Source organism: Saccharopolyspora aridisoli, from assembly GCF_004348445.1.
In the GTDB taxonomy this organism is placed as follows: Bacteria; Actinomycetota; Actinomycetes; order Mycobacteriales; family Pseudonocardiaceae; genus Saccharopolyspora; species Saccharopolyspora aridisoli.
On the sequence record NZ_SMKV01000021.1, the window covers coordinates 1 to 18420 of the forward strand.

An 18420-nucleotide genomic window follows, 5' to 3' on the forward strand; every position below is an offset into this window, starting at 1 on the left:
GCGGTCGTCCCACCACCCCCGCCGCCCACCATCAGACTTGCGACCAAAGCCGTTCCCACAACCCCAGCCGACGCCTGCTTCGTCCAGCGGCCCTGAGCATCCCGGGGCTGCTTCGGGTTGTACGCCAAGAACTTCCCTCCACCGAGTCGATACAGCGTCCCGATGCTCTTACCCAAATCCCCACCCGTCCGGATAACGCAACGACGCCACCCGAACGGCCTATCCGCCGTGCACTCCCAACCCAACCCACCGATCCCCAATCACGACGAGTGTCGAAGTAGATCACCCGGTTGTCGCAATTTCAGCCACCCTCAGCACCAATCATGAATCCGCCTGCAGATCCTGCGGGTGATCCAGATTACCGTGATCACCTACGACATTCAGCGGTCGCGGATAGGGGGCGCGCGCTTGAGTACAGTCCGTCGGACCAGGCAAGACGCGGACAGCACGGCTTACTCGGCAATCTGGACAGTGTCTGAGGACCACGGCCTGGTCCAGGCCGTCGAGTCCCAGTTCGAGAGCTGGCTGCGCGGGAAAGGATCGTGGGACCCACCAACGGAAAAGACGGGCTACTTTGCCGGCCCTCGGGGACAAGAACTCCTGGTGGTGCACCGCGATGGGGCGGACGGTCACAGCCTGAGGCTCCGTTTGACCGAAACAGGCGCGAACGGGTCCTGGCGGACCAACTTGACCGCCCACCAGTCAGCCGACGCGGAGTCCTGGCTAGGACTCCGCGTCGAGAATCCCGGCGGGAAACCTGCCAAGGTGCCACGCCTTGCCGCTTATCTTCTCGACGCACTGAAGCTCCACGATGGCGGTACGTGGCTGTCGGCTTCTCCGCGTCGCGTCTTCGGCCCGGACGTCGAACAAGTCGCGGAAGAGGTCACCGACGTCGACCGGCAGGGCCTCTACTTCGTCGCTGGCACCGACGAGCAGCTGCCGTTCGATTCGTTCGCGGACAAGGTCGGGCACTGGACTCACGACACGCGGGGCATGGCGCAAGTGGTCGTGCTCGATCCAGCCGCCACGCGCCAGTTCGAAGAGATCCTCGGACCGAGCCACGCGGTTTCTCCCTGGACGATCCGCACTTTCGATACCGATGTCGACCCGGCGGTCCCGGCTGATGGGCGACGACATCGCATTCTCAGCACGGGTCGACTCCTCGGGCGTGACGGCACCGTCCGCTCGATTCTGGGTCGCGCGACCCGCCTGCACGCCGTGCAGCGACCGCAGCCCGCTCGGTTCTCGCCTGTCCACCGGGCACTTTCCCGCCTGGAAGACAAGCTGCTCGTTGACGACCTGCTCCCGTCCACAACACCGGAACCGGAGGCTCCCTCCGAGGTCACACCGGTCCAGGAACCCGTCGCCCCTACCGCTCTCATCCAAGTAGAGGGGATCAATGGGGAAACCACCTTCCACGACGAACAGATCGAGCTCGTCAAAGAAGTCCTCGGCATCGCGAACATCGACCGCGAAGCGCTCACGGAGATCCGCAACCGCGCCGATCACGCATCCCGGAGCACGAACGCGATCGAACGCGTCACCAGGCAACTTCAAGAACGACTCGAACGCATCGAGGAACTCGAACTCGAACGCGACATCATGCAGGAGGCCAGTGAGGAACAAGAGCTCGAACTCGCGGTATCACTGGCTGATCAGGCAAAACTCGCTGACGAAGTCCGCTGGCTACGACGCCGGCTAGCGGCATCGGGAGACGCCGAGAACGCATACCGGCTCCTGCCGGAGGAGGAAACGAGCCGCTACCCGGGCGACTTCGCGGAACTGGTGGACATGCTCGCCACCAAGTCCGGAGAGGGCGTCGTGTTCAGCGGTGACGAAGAGATCGTGCGCGAACTCGCCGAACACGACACGATCGGCCGCGTTGCCGGCGTGACCTGGGACTGCGTGCTGGTCCTCTGCGACTACGTCAGAGCCCGCGAAGCCGGCGACCACACCCACGGCCTCCGCCAGTATCTCGAAAACACACCGCAGGGTTATCGAGCCGTGTCGCCCAAGAAGTTCGCAGCCAAGGAAACCGCCCGCACGATGCAGGAATGGGGCGACCAACGCCGCTTCCCGGCCCCCACCCACGTGGATACCACCGGAGAAACCGTCATGGAAGCCCACTTGAAACTCGGCAAGGTAGGCATGATCAGCCCCCGCATGTACTACCTCGACAACTACACCCAAGACGGCAAGGTCTACATCGGCTATATCGGAACCCACCGCCGAAACACCCAGACCAACTGAGACGGACGTCCATAAGAGCGCGACCTACGCCAGGCACCCCGGCCACAGCAAGCTCGTTCACAAACGCCCTCTTACTTGGAGCTAGCACGCTTGATTTCAAGAGAGCGAGCGACCAGCAAAAATGAGGGTATCCAACGTACTAAGGATCACCATCAACGACCCACCGAACTTACTGATATTCGATCGGTCAGCCTGATGGTCAATGGGGTATCCTTGGCAGCAGCGGACTGTGTCTGCGACACCAGAGAGTCCCCGCTCAACAGGGCTGGAACCGCACGGGCAGCGACCACGACCAACGCCAAAACCAACCCGAAGAGCAAGACGAGGCTCACTTCCATTTGGACGAATTGTTTACGACGCGAAACATCCCGCCACAACAAGACCACGGCCAGAGCGCTCGAAGGCCAATTCCGACTTCGCCGTGTCTAGTCCTCCAAGGGCGACTCACAAGGAACTTGCGCACCGAGGAGATACACCAGAATCCCTACCACAGCAACGTTCGCCGTCGGTGCGAGTGCCAGCCAGAGAAACACCGGCGATCTCTGTCGAACGATACGCATGAAGTACTCTGAAAGCCTCACGCAACTTCCGATGAAACCAGCTCTCGGAGACCTCTTCATCGCCAGCTACCTCCGGCTCGTTCTTGACTGTCGGTAATTCGGAATTGAAACGGAGATTTGCACACCCCCATCGACAGATCCCGTTTAAAACCAGATTCCCGACTGTAGAGCCCTCAACGCTGTTGCGGACCTGACCTCCGAGATTCTGCCGAGCGCAGCCACTCTCACCTCCTTCACCCATCGCTCTGCAGTGATCGTCGGACTCGTGGATCGACACCCGGAACCCCCAGTATCCCCAGCTGGTGCTCCGATCATTCTAGCGTCCGACCGTGGAATAGGTACGCGACCTACCATCACAACACCACGCGCAGGCACCAAAGCTCGTGCTGCCTTCTTGCCCTACCTGACCTCATCGATCGACGGCCGACATCCACCCGAATCAGCACCATCTGACTACTCCATTCGGGCGTTGATTGATCAACTGGTAAACGCCCGTGTCGTATGCCGTTCTAACCTTCCCCGGCCTGGCTCACGTGTGACGTCAGCGCAGACGCGACCTCCTGAACGACGAGGAGATTCACCGGTTCAAGATCTGCAAGCCAAGCGACCTGGCGGCCAGGAGCACACCAACCAGGAACTTCGTAACAAGCTGGACAACATCGACTGTTCACCGATGGCCGCTCCGCCAATCGGTTCATCTGCGCGCGCATCCGAGTGAAGCTTCGCGTGGTTCCTCGGCGGATACCAGCTTGTTCCCTATCAATTGATGACAGGACCCGATCTTTGATGCATACTGGAGAGTTCACCTTCAGCAGGTGGACCCTGACTCGGCTGATGCGGACAGGTCGACCGTTCTGATGGAGGTAGTGGATGGCCAGTCCGGCCGATGCAACGCGGCAACAATTGGTGCTGGAACAGTCAGACAAGTGGGCGAAAGATCTTATCGATCTCGACCACAAGAATACGCTGGTGAACTTCCGTCATTCAAAGACTGGAAGTCTTGACCTGTCCAGATGCGAAACGGAAACCCTCGCCCGCCTCCTCGCCGGCAACAAGACCTCGTTGAAGTCCCTGTTTCAGGAAACCCAGCAACACAAAGATGCATGCACCCGGGCCATGCACCTGAATCGGAAAATCACGACTTTCCGGGAGGAGCAGGGCGTCGAGGTCGGTCGCCTGGCAAGCGGATTCGTCAAGGTCAAGTCGGTCAAAACCGGTTCCCGCCCCAGCCTGCCTCTCTACGCACCGCTCTTGCTTCGCCCGATTGCCCTCGACCCCAAGACTGCCGCAGGAAACGACTTCAGCATCTCCGTTGAGTCAGAAGCCGAGCTGAACCCGGTGCTGCTACATGCACTCGAGCGCGAGTACGGACTCGATCTCGCCTTGGATGACATCAACGAGAAGTTCACCGCCCGATTGACCGAGCTCGTCGAGTTCCAGGATCAGGTCGACGGCACCTTCGAAGTTCTGGAAGAGATTGCAAGATCAGAGCGGCTAGAGCTCGAACTGGAACACGGGTGTGCGCTCGGCATCTTCAACTACCAGAAGCTTCCGATGGTGCGCGACCTCCAGGCAGCCGGCGAGCTTCTAGCCGAACACGAGCTGATTGCTGCACTTGCAGGCCACCACGAGTCCGTGAAACTGGCACACGACGAGGCTGCCGGGTATCAGCCGACCGCACCGGACTCGCTCACACCCGAGGACGAGTTTCTCGTGGTGGACGCGAACTCGTCTCAGTTCGAGGCCATCGATGTCGCTATGAACGGCCACCACCTGTCGATCGAAGGTCCTCCCGGAACGGGGAAGAGCCAGACGATCGCGAACATCATCGCCGGGGCGGCCGCACGTGGGAAGCGCGTTCTGTTCGTCGCTGAAAAGCGTGCTGCCATCCAGGCGGTAACGGACCGCTTGGAGCAGGTCCACCTCGCTGACTTGGTACTTGATCTCCACCGCAGCACGATCGACAAGAAGCACGTCGCGCAGCAGCTATCGGAAAGCCTGGCCCGGCTTACGCAGGAACCGCCTGTTGACGTCAGTTCGATCCACGAACGTCTTGCTACCCGCCGCGCTAAGCTGAACGACTACGAACGCGAGCTGCACGATAAGCGGGATCCCTGGGGATTCAGCCCCTATCAGGTGCGGGACGAGCTCATAGACCTCGGCGACGAGTACCGATCGCAGTGCTCGTTTCGCGGCCGACAGCTGAGAGATCTACACGCTGATGTCATCCCCAAGATCGAAGAAGACCTTGAAAACTTCATCGAGCAGGGTGGACTTCGGATCCTCAACGAGGAGTCTCCGTGGGCCCATGCCGACGTATGGGACGACAAGGACATGGCTCGTGTCATGCACGAGTTGGACGCGGTCACCACCCAGAATTTGAATCGCAGTAGCGACCGGATGCACAAACTGGTCAGCCAAGCCGGCCTACCGCTTCCGCAGGAGATCAGCGGTTGGCAACCAATACTGCACCTCCTCGATGAAGTTGCTCGGAGCGTGGACCGGTTCGGGCCAGAGGTTTTTAGCAACGACCTGGACGACATGTTCTTCGCGACTGCCGTCCGAGCAGAGCGCAGGAAACACCGGCCGGGTATGGACTGGCGGCAGCGCCGGTCACTGCTCAAGCGTGCCCGTTCGCTGCCGAAGAACGGACTTCGAAAGAAGGACCAACTACACAACGCACTTGCGGAAGTCCTCAGCCAGAGAGATCGCTGGTGGCAAATCGGCGGCCCTGAGACGAAGCCTGAGCAGGTAATAGGGCTCGCCGACATGATGGACGAGTACCAGCAACTCCGACGGCAGCTGGCTGCCGTCGCGTTGTCCACCAAGGCTGGCGACCTCGAATCACAACCGATCTCAAGGGTCACCGAACAGCTCGAGGAGCTGAAAGCCGACAAGGAGATGCTGTTTCGGCTTCCCCAAATCAACGGTCTACGTCAGCGATTCACCTCCATGGGGCTGTCGCCGCTGCTCGAGGAGTTCGCGGCGAAGCGCGTCCGAGCGAAAGACGCCAAGCGGATCTTCAGGCACACCTGGCTGCGATGCCTGGATGACGAGTTCAAAATGCACAGCCCGGCGCTGCGCCAGTTCACCCCGAGCCAGCACGACCGATACGCGGCCGAGTTCCAGGATGCCGACCGCAGGCATCGGGATACCGCAGCTTCGCGTATCCGCCGCAAAGTGGCGGTTGCGGCGCGGCAGGCCAAGGATAATTTCCCTGAGCAGACAAGGGAATTGCGCAAGGAGGCCAGTAAGAAGACTCGCCACATGCCATTGCGCAAGCTGGTCGAACAGGCGCCCGACGTCCTGCTCTCCCTGCGGCCGTGCTGGGCGATGTCCCCTCTGGTGGTGAGCCAGACTCTCCCTGCAGCACAGCTTTTCGATTTGGTAATTTTCGACGAGGCCAGTCAGGTCAGGCCACACGAAGCGATCACATCGATCATGCGTGGAAAACGGCTGGTCATCGCCGGAGATGAAAAGCAGCTCCCTCCGTCCTCGTTCTTCGACCGGCAGTTTGAAAGCCACAGCGAAGAAGAGGACGATTCCGACGAGCTGTCCGACTACGAATCAATCCTAACCTCCCTCCGACCTGTCGTACCGATCAGCCGCACACTTCGCTGGCACTACCGGAGCCAAGATGAACGTCTGATCGCCTTCTCAAACAAAGAGATCTACAACGGCGACCTCGTCACCTTCCCTGGTGCGCGCCAGGAGACCCCACTGCGCCACGTACAAGTCGAATCCGGCGCGGCATCACCCGGGCAGGCGGGCCTGCCCGAGGAAGAGGTCCGGCGAGTCGTCGAACTCGTCATCGAACACGCCGAAAATCGGCCTCACGAAACACTCGGTGTGATCACATTGGGGAGCAAGCACCGAGACCGCATTGAGCACTCCGTCAAGAATGCGCTTCGCGACCGTCATGACCTAGAGAAATTTTTCTCCGAAGGAGGCGACTCGAACCGCCGGTTCTTCGTCAAGAACATCGAGACCGTACAAGGCGACGAGCGAGACGCGATCATCTTCAGCATCGGCGTTGCCACGGGCCCGACGGGGCGGGTAAACCGTACCGGCTTCGGCGCACTTAACAGGCAGGGCGGCGGCCGGCGACTCAACGTAGCCGTGACCCGAGCACGAGTGCGTATGACTGTTGTCAGCTCGTTCCCTTCAACCGCACTCACTCCTGAAGAGTCAGCGAAGGGCACCGAGCTGCTGCGGCGGTTCCTGGAGATGGCCGAGCGAGAATCCGATCCCGCCGAGGTCGGACGAGCAAAAGACGTCGAGCTGAACGGATTCGAGCAGGACATCGCACGGCGACTGACAGACCAAGGCATCGACGTCTACCCGCAATGGGGCGTGTCGAGCTACCGAATTGACTTCGCCCTGGCTCACCCCGACGAGCCCGGCCGGATGGTCCTTGCTGTTGAGGCCGACGGAGACCGCTACCACAAAGCCGGTAGTGCGCGCGATCGCGACCGGCTCCGGCAGGAACACCTGGAGAGGCTGGGATGGTGCTTCCATCGAGTCTGGGCGTCAGCTTGGTTCGCCGACCCCGAAGGAGAAACCCGCAAGATCGTAGCCGCGTGGAGGGACGCGGTTGCCCACGCGAGCAAACCTGCCCCACCCCAACCTGAACCGACGCCAAAGCCCGAAAAAACACTCACAGTCCGCGGAAGCGCGCCAGAGCCCGACCTGGCAAGCCGTCGTGGCTCCAGGCCCCTTCTACGCGCACCGGGCACCAGCATCGATAGCTACGAGGAAGCCGAACTGATCGCGCTGTTCCGGTGGTTGCTGAGTGACGGCTTGCCTCTCGACCGCGAGGAACGGATCACGCAAGCAATCCAGGAGCTCGGCTACCGACGCAGGGGCCGGAAAATTGCAGAGCGATTGACCCGAGCCGCACAGATCGCGCAACACTTGGCAGATAAAGAGGAGAGTTGATGTTCCCCTTGGACCCGCGGACGCTCGAACGCATCGCCGCAATCGTGGTCGACACAGGCGGCCATTACGAGCGGAAAGGGTGGCAGCTGGAACAGCTCTTCTCTGCTGCTGGTTGGGTCGACCCACCGGAGTACGATGGGTCCCCACGAGTCCCATGGGTTGTCGAACAGCTGACGGAACGTTCGACTGATCGCTCAGCGATTGAACGGTTCCTCTGCCGCATATGCGACCCTGTTGAATACGACGAGGGCAAGCCCGCAGCGGACGCCTTTTGTCAGATCATCAATGAGAAGCTCCAGCCAGAGCGACTTGCGATCACCTACATCAGCGGCCGCCCGGTGCTCGGTGAGCTGACGGATGACGGCGGCGAGCCCATGTTCGTCCAGCCGCCAAACCTCGATCAAAGGCTGCGAGGACTAATCGAGAGCAAGACCACTGTCGACGTTCTGGTGAAGCGAGCAAAGGAAGCGGACATATGCGCCAGTTCCGGGGCGCACACGCTTGCGATCATTGGGATCGGAAGCTTCGTGGAAGGAATGCTTCTAGCCCTGCTGACCGAGCGCGACCGCGAAATCTGCGAAAACGGCTTTCCTGCTGGGAAGAACGGAAAGCACATCACCCCGCAGCGCGCAGGCCTCGAACTTTTGATCAACACAGCCCGGTCCAAGAACTGGATTCAGTTCGTCGCCGCCGACTTCATGCACCGGGTTCGTGATTACCGGAACTTTGTCCACCCCGGAAAGGAGCTCGCCGAGCTTCCAGACTTCGATCAAGAGAGCGTTCGCCTCTGCTGGGCACCTGTTCACGTCGTACTGAACGACCTCGAGGAACGTCTCACGCGGGTCGGCGGATAGCCAGTACAGAGTCACCGGTTCCGGTCGACGCCTCGGGACACCAACGTAGGTATGTAACCTGATCAAGGTGCGGCCGCGAGAAAGGCCCTGTGGGTCCTTGACAGAAGTGATGCCACCATCCGCTTCTCGTGAATATCAGGACCCACAGGCCACTTCTTCGGTCGCGCCATCTATCGAGAGCTCGGCCTACTCACAAGCTGTTCCGTCCCCATCGCGGTCGAGCCCCTTCCTGTAGCCGGGGTCTCCGGCGTACAACGGCGATTTGCCCGCTGCTCGCGCGGCTGCACAACTGGAGTAGTAGGCAGACCCACCGTCGTCACTTGACCTGTCCTCGGTACCCGACCCACTATCGTTGGCGCTGGGAACCGGCACATAACGCCTGTCCAAGTCCGGATCCGGGACATCAACCGGAGGGTTAAAATTGATGCCCGGCTGCTGCGGACACTCAATTCCCGGGGCGGCAACACTCAGGGTTCCGGACATCGAGCTTCGAACCGCGATTCCGGCCGCAGGATCCTGGAAGCAGACGATCCACTCATTCGGATTCGCCGGCGGCTGCTGGTCAAGATAAGCGCCGCGGGCCGTCAAGCTGCTAATCCCGACCTCTCGGAACTTGTTGGTTGCGTCCAAGTATTTTAGCCGTAGGACATCGGGGACCTTCGCCCACGGGATCGACTCTCCGTCCCGCGCAGGACACGGAGCACCGGACGGGACAACGCCGAAGTCCATGGACCGCTGCTCCGTCACCACCTGGAAACAAACGACCCAGTTCATATCGACAGTCGGCCTCACATCGCCGTCTGAAGCGTCATGCGCGACAGCGAGAATCCCCTTCTCCTGCGCCGCACGCTTCGCCTGAGTCAACGGCTGCCCAACCATACTGGGCATCTGATGCGGTTCGACGGAAGAGCTATTTGCTACCTCACTGGACCCACCACAACCCGATACCACCACCGCGAATAACCCCACAGCGAAAGCAGTGGCTGTTTTCCTCATCTTTCGCGACAGCTCAATCTTCACTATGCCCCAATCTCCGCACGAGGTTGGCCAATGCCCAAACCTGGCTGACAGCACCAGGATGGCGATGCTCGCAGGAGCCTAGGGGCGCAAGTTCGTTCGACTCAGCAACTTCTATCGGCGATCACCCAAATAGACCATTTGTAGTCCGCACGAGACCGGCCCAAAGCTCAGAGCTTGCGGCGTCTGTGTCTACTCTACCGACCCGGAAACTTAGGAGTACCTGGAGAAGACCACGCGTTGAACTGACCCATCGCCTCCGGCGACCTCACCCACGCCGGCAACCAGGAAGGCCACCGAGAAAAACGCACTCGCCCGTCCAGCTGTTCGCCGTACCGTGGCATCGCGGCCAGCATGGGTACCAGCCGCGCTCTGGGCCAACCGGCGCAGCTCAACCTCAGCTGGGTCACGGTCATCACGTCGGGCCTCGGCCAAGAGGTTTCTTCCGATACCGTCGCCCCGGCGCTTCTGCTTGTGTTCGTATTGACGAGCCTAGCGACTCTCGCCCTTCGTCCGCTGCCGGGCTCGTTCCGCGTGGACGGTGCCCTTCGTCTTCCTTGGCTTCCCTGCCGAGGACCACCTCCGGATCTGCTCGCAGACTCGCCGATCAACAACGACGACCTGCCATCCCAGCCCACGGGAGCCAGCACTGGGATAACGTCGCTGGCAACACACCGACCCAGCAGACATCAATGTCCCGTAATTAAAACGGAATCCACATCCTCGATGGTGGCGCCGATGGCACTGGCGGCCACTTCTACGGCACCGGCACCCCCGACAAAGACCGAATTCCCCGAATCCTGGTATGACGCGAAGATCTTCGATGCAGTTGAGGACGTCGCCAGAATTCTCACAGCCCGACGTTTCTGTCCGACAGTGGAAACTACAAGGGCAGTGGAACCCGGGGTGGCGTCGAGATCGAGGGGCACGTGACGCCAGAAGGCCAAGTCAAGCACCGGATTCCCTATTCGCGGCGAAGGCGTCGTCCGCAACGACGGATCTGGCAACCCGAACCCGGTACCCTGAAGCAAGTGTGTGGAGACGGAACGATTGACGGACGACTTGAACGGCGCTACACGAGAGCTGCTGGAGCAGCTCGCTGATCGTCTCCCGAAGCGTCGTCTGGACTCGTACCGAACGCTCGCCGATTCGGGTGAGTCGGCCGCACTGCTCAACGAGTTGTGCAAGGTTTTGATCGCCCGTAGCACCGCGGTGACGCCGTTCGAGAAGGCGATGTTGGCGCGGTTGCTGGACATGGCTCCTGCTGAGGGCCACGAGTACATCGCGAACCGCGACCAAACTTTGCCTCGATTCAGGTGGCCGAGCAGACGCAAACCCGTACTCAAGAGGATCTCCGCAAGCTCGGTTCCGATGCGCAGGCTCTTCTTGAGGTTTTGCCCGGCCGGCTTCCATCCGACCGGCAGGCGGAGTACCGGACGTAGTCACGTCGACGAATGGCCGATGCTCATCAACGAGTTGTCGGCCAGCCTCGTCAAGCGGCAGATCCCCGTGACCGTTGAGAACGGAACGCGCCCGAGGCGCTGCTGAACTGGTTTCCCACGGACTCGGGCCTAGAGTACATCCGCGACCGTGAAAATACGCTCGCCTCGTTGAACGTCAGCTGACCTGTCGACGCCACATCGATGCTGACCTGCAATGACAACGGAGGACAACCCGGGCACGTTTGCCCTGAGCAACCATCCCGCAGCATCAATTCTTGAGCTATTACCCGCTCTTCAGCGTCTACAGGAACGCTACCCAGTTCTCGCGGGTGAAGGCCAACATGCCGTCTTCGCGGTTCTTGGTGTCGCGGACTCCAACGATGGAGTGGGTTAACGCCACCTCGACGCAGTTGCCTCCCGCATCGCTGATGGTGGACTTGCGCCAGGTGACCTTGGACAGGCCAGGCATGGGTCGTGCCTTCCGATGCTGTTGCTCAGGTACTGCAACCAGCATCTCGGCTGAGTCAGCCTCGGACAGCGCCATATGGCGCAAATCATCAAACCTGTTGATCAGGGTGACTACGCCGGCATCGTCGCTGACCATGTGCCCGCCCAGCGGGCCGTCGAAGTAACCCAGCGGCGAATCGATCTTGGCGTCGGCGAAGTGCAGGACGGTGAAGTTGCCGGCTACGCCACCGCTCCCACAACTGTCCGCGGCAAGCACCTGGATGGTGATGGTAAGGTCCTGCGGAGGCTTCCACGAGGCGTCGCCCGAAGCTGCACGGAAGCGCCACCGACACCGTCGCTCTATTCACGGACCGTCATCGGGAAGACCAGAAGCCACGCGACGCCCTTGGCTGCCGCACGACTGAGACCGGGTTTCTGCACGACTTCGTACATCTCTTCGCCAAACTCGGTTTCACCCGAAGCCGGAGCCCTCACCTGGGATCGATGAGTTCCAGAACAGTGGAGCCTGGGACTGGCCAGCCCTTGAGGATCAGCGCGGAACTGTAGGTTCCGGGCACGAGGTTGCCTGAGCTGGTCTCGGCCGCACGAACGAGCTGTTTGCCTTCACATAATAAACAGCACGTGTTTCGGCGTCGTGATGTCGCTTTCCATGTCGACTGGGAACCCAACGACCCGCTCGACCTCTCCCGGTCGTCGTACTCGCCGAAGATGTGCACGGTGTCCCAGTCACCGGGCACGAGTTTGCTCATCGACCTGTGCCGTCCGGGTGATTGACAGCTTCGATCTTCCCGCAAGCTCCGCGTCGACGTGTGGTTCCACCTCGGCTCGAAATCCACCGCAGCCGGTAAGCATCGTGCCGAGCAACGCCATGGCGATGAGCCGTCGCAAGCCCGTGAACCGGCTCGACTTCCCGTCGCGGTTCGCCGTAGGAACCTGAGTACAAAAAAAATTGGGTCCGTCTTGCGTTGAAACACCTCATCGAGTCCCCCTGGCTGGTCAGAGTCGGTGACGCGGAGGTCGCATGACACGACCCCATGCTCGTCTCGCAACGTGATCGACGGCGGAGCGGAGTTCTCGACGATCACCTTCGTCTTGGGGTGCCAGCGTGAACCAACCGCGCTGGTACGGAGCTGGTGGTAGTGCTCGACGACCTGATACCGAAACCAAACGCAGCGAGTCTGGCTGAGATGCGACTGGAAGATCTCGCTTTCCGCTTGCCAGGGGAACGCGACCAGGTTTGGCCCCGGCTGCCGTAGCTCCCGTGTCGTGACCGGCCTGGCCCTGCGGACGGCCCGCACGTCACGCAGCACGGAGTGGTCAACCGACAACCCTACCGGCAAGAGCAGTAGGAACAGGCATCCGATGACGATCAGAACTACGACACATCCACGATCTCAATGAGCAGCACACGACAGAGTTGGTGCGGGCCCAGACACATCGTCGTGATCCCGATCCACGTCTAAGGAGATCTGCGCGCGGACTCACATGGCCGTAGCCAAATAACCGGTCTAACCGGCTCGTCACCGTATAGCGGTGCGCTTAACAACCCGAAGCACCAAGCAGCCGCGAGCGGACGAGGTGATCCGGCATAATACTCGGGCGACGTAAGGAGAGGAATGGCTCCGAAATCTGGGGGATCTCTGCCGGCTTTGGGTGGCTTCTCTGCTGCCAGGTCCGTGCTTTCGCATGCCAAGTCGTTCCTGGATGCTGCGGGGTCTGTTCACGCGGCACCCCAGAGCCTCTGGCAGCGGGCGCACGAGCAGTATCGCTGGTTGCAGGAGCAGGAGGTCCTGCGGCTTCTGGGGCAGATGCCTCTCGAGAAGTTGCGCGAAGTGAGCTCGGGGCAGCTCCGGCTCGGCGGCCTCGAGAAGGCGGGGAGACGGAGCGTCGGCGACGTCGCTTTCGCGTCGCTCGAGGAGCTGCAGCGCCACCCTGGTATCGGGCCGAAGACAGCGCAGCAGATCCGCCATGCGGCTGACGCGCTGGCCGGCTCGGCTCGGAAGAAGGCGGTCTTCCGGTTCGACGCAGACCGTCCGGATGAAGCCCAGAAACAGCTGCTCAGCACACTGCACGCCCTGGAGGTCGCCGAGCGCGAGGTCAAAGAACTGGGCCAGGGCGTCCACCCTCTGACCGGCCATGTCAATGGGCTGCACAAGCAGGCGCGACGCACGGGCAGCCGCGTGCGGATGTTCTTCTCAACACCGAGGAAGAAGTCCGAGGCACGGCAGGCGTTGGACGAGCTCGCAAACGTGCTCCGCGGGCCGCTCGCGGAACGGACATTCGCGGCAGCCCGGCGGTTCGGGGAGGCCACCCAAACCGACCCGAAGTGCCTGTGGAGCGATTACCGGCAACGCGCGGCCAGCTACAACACCCTCCTCGGCCGCGTCACCGGCGAGCGATCCACGGACTCCACGCGGGAGACGATGCCTGACGAGATCCAGCGCGAGATCTCCGCGACGGCACTCGACACGAGCCTCCTCCGCGTCTCCCTGCGCGGCTACCAAGAGTTCGGCGCCAAGTTCGCGCTGGCGCGTCGCTTTGCGATCCTCGGCGATGAGATGGGGCTCGGGAAGACGATCGAGGCCCTCGCTGTGCTGGCACACCTCACCACGACCGGCCGGCGGCACCACCTGGTCGTCTGCCCGGCGAGTGTGCTGGTCAACTGGTCTTCCGAGGTCGGCAAGCACAGCCGCCTCGACGTCCACATCCTGCACGGGCGGGACCGCGATGAGCAGGACCGACGGTGGATGCGCGAAGGCGGCGTCGCGGTGACCACCTATGACACCCTGCGGCGGCTACCCGAGTTCCGCCAGGTGCGGCTGGGCGTGGTCGTCGTCGACGAGGCACACTACGTGAAGAACCCGGGCGCCAAACGTTCCCACGTCGTTGCCGCTCAGGTTCGGCAAGCCGAGCATGCGTTGTTCCTCACCGGCACTCCCATGGAGAACCGAGTAGAGGAGTTCAAGCAGCTGGTCTCCTACCTCCAGCCGGATGTCGCGCGGAAAATCCGAGCCCAAGATGCGCTCATGGCTCCCGAGGCGTTCCGGCGGACCGTGGCACCGGTGTATCTGCGTCGCAACCAGGAGGACGTGCTCACCGAACTGCCCGAGAAGCTCGAACTCGACGACTGGGTCGAACTCGGCGACGCCGACGGGCGCACGTACCGGAAAGCGGTCGTCGACTGCAGTTTCATGGCAATGCGGCGAGCCGCCTACGCGCCAGGCACAGTCAACGACTCAGCGAAGCTCGACCGGCTGCGCGACATCGTCGAGGAGTCGGCCGCCAACGGCTGGAAGGTCGTGGTCTTCTCGAACTTCCTCGACGTCCTCGAATCCGTGCGCAAGGTCGTGGGACCGAGTTCGATGCCACCGCTGACCGGGAAACTCTCACCCGAGGCCAAACAAGAACTCGTCAACAAGTTCAGCTCGCACGATGGGCCCGCGGTCCTCCCTTGCCAAATCAACGCCGGCGGGGTCGGTATGAACATCCAGGCGGCGTCGGTGGTCATCATCGCAGAGCCCCAGCTCAAGCCGAGCACCGAGTCCCAGGCCATCGCACGCTGCCACCGCATGGGTCAGACCCGCAAGGTCCACGTCCACCGTCTGATGGCCAAAGACACCATCGACCAGCGACTTCAGGAAGTGCTCGAAGGCAAGACCCGCCTGTTCGACGCCTACGCCCGCGAAAGCACCACCAAGGACAGCAACACGGCGGCCACCGACGTCACCACGGTCAACGAGAACCTGCTGCACGACACCACGATTCCAATTGATCACCGGATCGTGCAGGCAGAACGCCAACGGCTTGAGCTTGACTGATCGGTGGGGCTCTCTCGGGAGCCGACGATGCGCCATAGAACTCGATCTGCATCCGCGCACGACATGGGCACGCGCAGCCGTGGCAAGCTACATCAATCAAACCTCCCATAGCCAGTGCTCTGAGCCTGGGTGCGAATCTGGGTGCGAACTGCAGCCAAGGGCGCCTACGAAGCGACATCTTCGCCCGCGATTCGATGCCGATCCTCTTCCCGGCGGAGGAGCTACTCGAGCAGGCCCATCATGCCCGGCAGCGCCAGGGACAGCGCCGGGATGAAGGTGACGGCGATGAGCAGCAGGAGCAGCCCGATGAAGTGCGGGATCAGCTTCGGGACGACTCGTTCGATCGACACCCCGCTCACGCCGGTCCCGACGAACAGGACCGAACCGACCGGCGGCGTCATGGTGCCGATGCACATCGCGAGGATGAGCACCATGCCGAACTGGACCGGGTCCATCCCGAGCTCTTCGGAGATCGGCAGCAGGATCGGGGTGAAGATGAGGATCGCCGGCGTGATGTCCATGAACGTGCCCACCACCAGCAGCACCACCAGCATCAGCCCCAGGATGATCACCCGCGAGTCCGACACCGAGAGCAGCGCCTCGGTGATCGCCGCCGGGATGCCGGTGTAGGCCATCACCCACGACATTCCCGTGGAGGCCGCGATGAGGAACATGACGACACCGGTCGCGACGACCGTTCGGGTCACCACGTCCTTCAGGGCCGTCCACGACATGCTCCGGTACGCCAGCGACAGCACCAGCGTGTACAGCACGGCCACCGCGGCGCCCTCGGTCGCCGTGAAGACGCCGTACACGATGCCGCCGACCACCACGACGATCAGCAGCAGGCCGGGCAGCGCCCGGAACAGGCACTGGATGGCCTCGCTCGAGGTGACGCGGTCGGCCTTCGGGTACTCCGCCCGCCGGGTGACGACGAACGCGATCACCATGATCACCAGGCCCATCAGGATGCCCGGCACGTAGCCCGCCATGAACAGCGCCGAGACGGACACACCACCCGCGACCGTCGAGTAGACGATCGCGGCCGTCGTCGGCGGGATGAGCAGCCCGGTTGGGGCCGAGGCGATGTTGACCGCGGCCCCGAACGCCGGGTCGTACCCGGCTTCGCGCTGGCGGTCGTGCAGCGTGCTGCCGATCGCGGCGGCCGACGCCACCGCCGAGCCGGACAGCGCGCCGAACAGCATGTTCGCCAGCACGTTGGTGTGCGCCAGCGCGCCGGGAACACGGCCCACCACGACCAGCGCCAGGTCGACCAGGCGGCGGGCGATTCCGCCTGTGTTCATGATGTTGCCCGCGAAGATGAACAGCGGCACGGCCAGCAACGAGAAGCTCTCGAGGCCAACGTTCATCTGCTGCCCGATGATGTAGGTCGAGTCGTCCCACGGCAGGAACGCCAGCGCGGTGACGAACGAGGCGACCCCGAGCGAGACCGAGATCGGCACGCCCCCGAACAGCAGGACGAAGAACGCGCCGAACAGGATGGCGACAGCGGCCAGAGCACTCATCAGTCGGTCCCCTCCGTCTCGATCGAGACCTCACCGATGAGGTCCTCCCAGATGTTGAGCAGCTGCGCGAGCGCGATCGCCAGCCCGGCGACCGGGCCGACCGCGTAGACCAGGCCCCGGGAGATGCCCAGCAGGGCCGAGTAGTTGGTGGCCGCGCTGAACGCCAGCATCGTGCCGCCGATCACCAGCACGACCACGGCGAAGACCAGCACGAGCACGTCCGAGCCGAGGACCAGCGCGCGCCGGGTCGCCGGCGAGAACCGGTCCACGAGGACGGCGAGGGCCATGTGCTTGCGGTGGACGAACGCGTACGCGGCGCTGATCATCGACGTCCAGATGAGCGCGTAGCGCACGAGCTCCTCGGTGAAGGCCGCGGGCGAGCCCACGACGTAGCGGGTGAAGACCTGGTACAGCACCAGCAGGGTCATGATGACGAGCAGGGCACCGGCTAAGCCCGCCAGCGCGCCGCCGAGCGCTCGTCGCACCCCGTGCAGTCGATCGAGTGCGGTCATGGTGTGCCTCGCTTCCCGGCCGTGATGACGGAGAGGAGTTCCGCGACCTCCGGGTACTGCCGGGCGTAGCGGTCGACCACCGGCCGGGACGCGTCGCGGAAGGCTGTGGTGTCGACGTCGGTGATGAACTCGACGCCCATCGCCTTCGCCTCGGCGACCGCCTGCTCGGTGGTCTTGGCCCAAGCGGCCTTCTGCTGCTCGGTCGAGGCCCGGGCTGCGTCGGTGAGCATCTGCTCGTCGGCCGGGGCGAGCCGCTCCCACGTCTGGGTGCTGATCACGAGCACGTCGGGGATCCGGGTGTGCTCGGTCTTCGAGAACGCGTGGGAGACCTCGCCGTGCGCGCTCTCGGTGAGCACCGTCTCGTTGCTCTCGGCTCCGTCGATCAGGCCGGTCTGCAGCGAGGTGTAGGTGTCGCTGAAGGCCATCACGACCGGGGCAGCCCCCAGACCGCCGACCAGGTCGGTCTGCGATCGCATGTCCTGCACGCGGATCTTCATCCCGCGCAGGTCTTCCGGGGTGCGCACCGGCGTGTTCCGGGTGTAGAAGGAGCGCGCGCCGGAGCTGTAGTAGGTGAGTCCGAGGAAGCCCTCGTCCGCCGTCGATCGGAAGTACTCGGCCATCTGAGGCGAATCCATCGCCTCGTAGAACTCCTGCTCGGAGTTGAAGACGTAGGGCAGGCCGAAGGTGTGGTAGCCGGGGGCGTAGGTCGCCAGGCCCGGCGCGCTGGTGCGGGTCATGTCGACGATGCCCTCGTGCAGCTGGCCGAGCACCTCGGGTTCGGCGCCCAGCTGACCGCTGCCGTAGATCTTCACCACGACGCGGCCACCGCTGCGCCGCTTGACGTCCTCGGCGAAGGAGGCCAGCGCTTGGGAGGTGACGTGGTCGTCATCGAGGTTGTTCGCCAAGGTCAACACCAAGGGGTTCTCGGGCGTCGCCTCAGCGCTCGTTCGCGCGCCGGACGCCGGCGCGCACGCGGCGAGGGCCGCAACGAGGACCAGGGCGACGGTGCCGCTGATCAATCGGTTCCTCATGGCT

10 protein-coding genes are annotated in these 18420 nt (G+C 62.7%); 5 read left to right on the forward strand and 5 right to left on the reverse strand.

The features are described from left to right. Window positions 1-471: 471 nt before the first annotated feature. The 3 genes from E1161_RS17380 to E1161_RS17390 all read left to right on the forward strand — a co-directional run bounded on the left by E1161_RS17380 (window position 472) and on the right by E1161_RS17390 (window position 8602). Window positions 472-2250 carry a hypothetical protein gene (locus E1161_RS17380; RefSeq protein WP_132624550.1) on the forward strand — a complete coding sequence of 593 codons (1779 nt, stop codon included), beginning with the start codon at window positions 472-474 and terminating at the stop codon, window positions 2248-2250. 1430 nt (window positions 2251-3680) lie between these two features. Continuing rightward, complete coding sequence (locus E1161_RS17385; protein ID WP_132624552.1) at window positions 3681-7748, forward strand: AAA domain-containing protein; 4068 nt, start codon at window positions 3681-3683, stop codon at window positions 7746-7748. Further along, window positions 7748-8602, forward strand: a complete 855-nt coding sequence (locus E1161_RS17390; protein WP_132624554.1) for a hypothetical protein — start codon at window positions 7748-7750, stop codon at window positions 8600-8602. Before E1161_RS17385 ends, E1161_RS17390 begins: the two co-directional genes overlap by 1 nt. A gap of 186 nt (window positions 8603-8788) precedes the next feature. Here the strand turns inward: E1161_RS17390 and E1161_RS28705 are convergent, their stop codons facing one another. Beyond that, window positions 8789-9598, reverse strand: coding sequence for an excalibur calcium-binding domain-containing protein (locus E1161_RS28705; protein ID WP_408011993.1), 810 nt, complete (start codon window positions 9596-9598; stop codon window positions 8789-8791). A 1071-nt stretch (window positions 9599-10669) separates the two neighbouring features. Here E1161_RS28705 and E1161_RS17400 point away from each other — a divergent pair. Then, window positions 10670-11167 carry a hypothetical protein gene (locus E1161_RS17400; protein WP_132624556.1) on the forward strand — a complete coding sequence of 166 codons (498 nt, stop codon included), beginning with the start codon at window positions 10670-10672 and terminating at the stop codon, window positions 11165-11167. A 195-nt stretch (window positions 11168-11362) separates the two neighbouring features. On the opposite strand, the gene E1161_RS28545 is transcribed toward E1161_RS17400, so the two are convergent. Further along, window positions 11363-11872, reverse strand: a complete 510-nt coding sequence (locus E1161_RS28545; RefSeq protein WP_328591281.1) for a DUF397 domain-containing protein — start codon at window positions 11870-11872, stop codon at window positions 11363-11365. A 1333-nt stretch (window positions 11873-13205) separates the two neighbouring features. Here E1161_RS28545 and E1161_RS17415 point away from each other — a divergent pair. Further along, on the forward strand, window positions 13206-15347 hold the full coding sequence (locus E1161_RS17415; protein WP_165939843.1) for a DEAD/DEAH box helicase: 2142 nt from the start codon (window positions 13206-13208) through the stop codon (window positions 15345-15347). A gap of 221 nt (window positions 15348-15568) precedes the next feature. Here E1161_RS17415 and E1161_RS17420 read toward each other — a convergent pair whose 3' ends face one another. The 3 genes from E1161_RS17420 to E1161_RS17430 are packed head-to-tail and all read right to left on the reverse strand — an operon-like array spanning window position 15569 to window position 18416. Further along, the gene (locus tag E1161_RS17420; protein WP_132624560.1) at window positions 15569-16873 is read right to left on the reverse strand and encodes a TRAP transporter large permease; all 1305 of its coding nucleotides are present in this window, start codon (window positions 16871-16873) and stop codon (window positions 15569-15571) included. Continuing rightward, window positions 16873-17385 (reverse strand): TRAP transporter small permease, encoded by a 513-nt coding sequence (locus tag E1161_RS17425; protein WP_132624562.1) that lies wholly within the window; start codon window positions 17383-17385, stop codon window positions 16873-16875. The genes E1161_RS17420 and E1161_RS17425 overlap by 1 nt, the downstream gene beginning before the upstream one ends. Next, a complete protein-coding gene (locus tag E1161_RS17430) occupies window positions 17382-18416 on the reverse strand; it encodes a TRAP transporter substrate-binding protein (protein WP_235875101.1) in 1035 nt (344 codons plus the stop codon). The genes E1161_RS17425 and E1161_RS17430 overlap by 4 nt, the downstream gene beginning before the upstream one ends. Window positions 18417-18420: the final 4 nt, after the last annotated feature.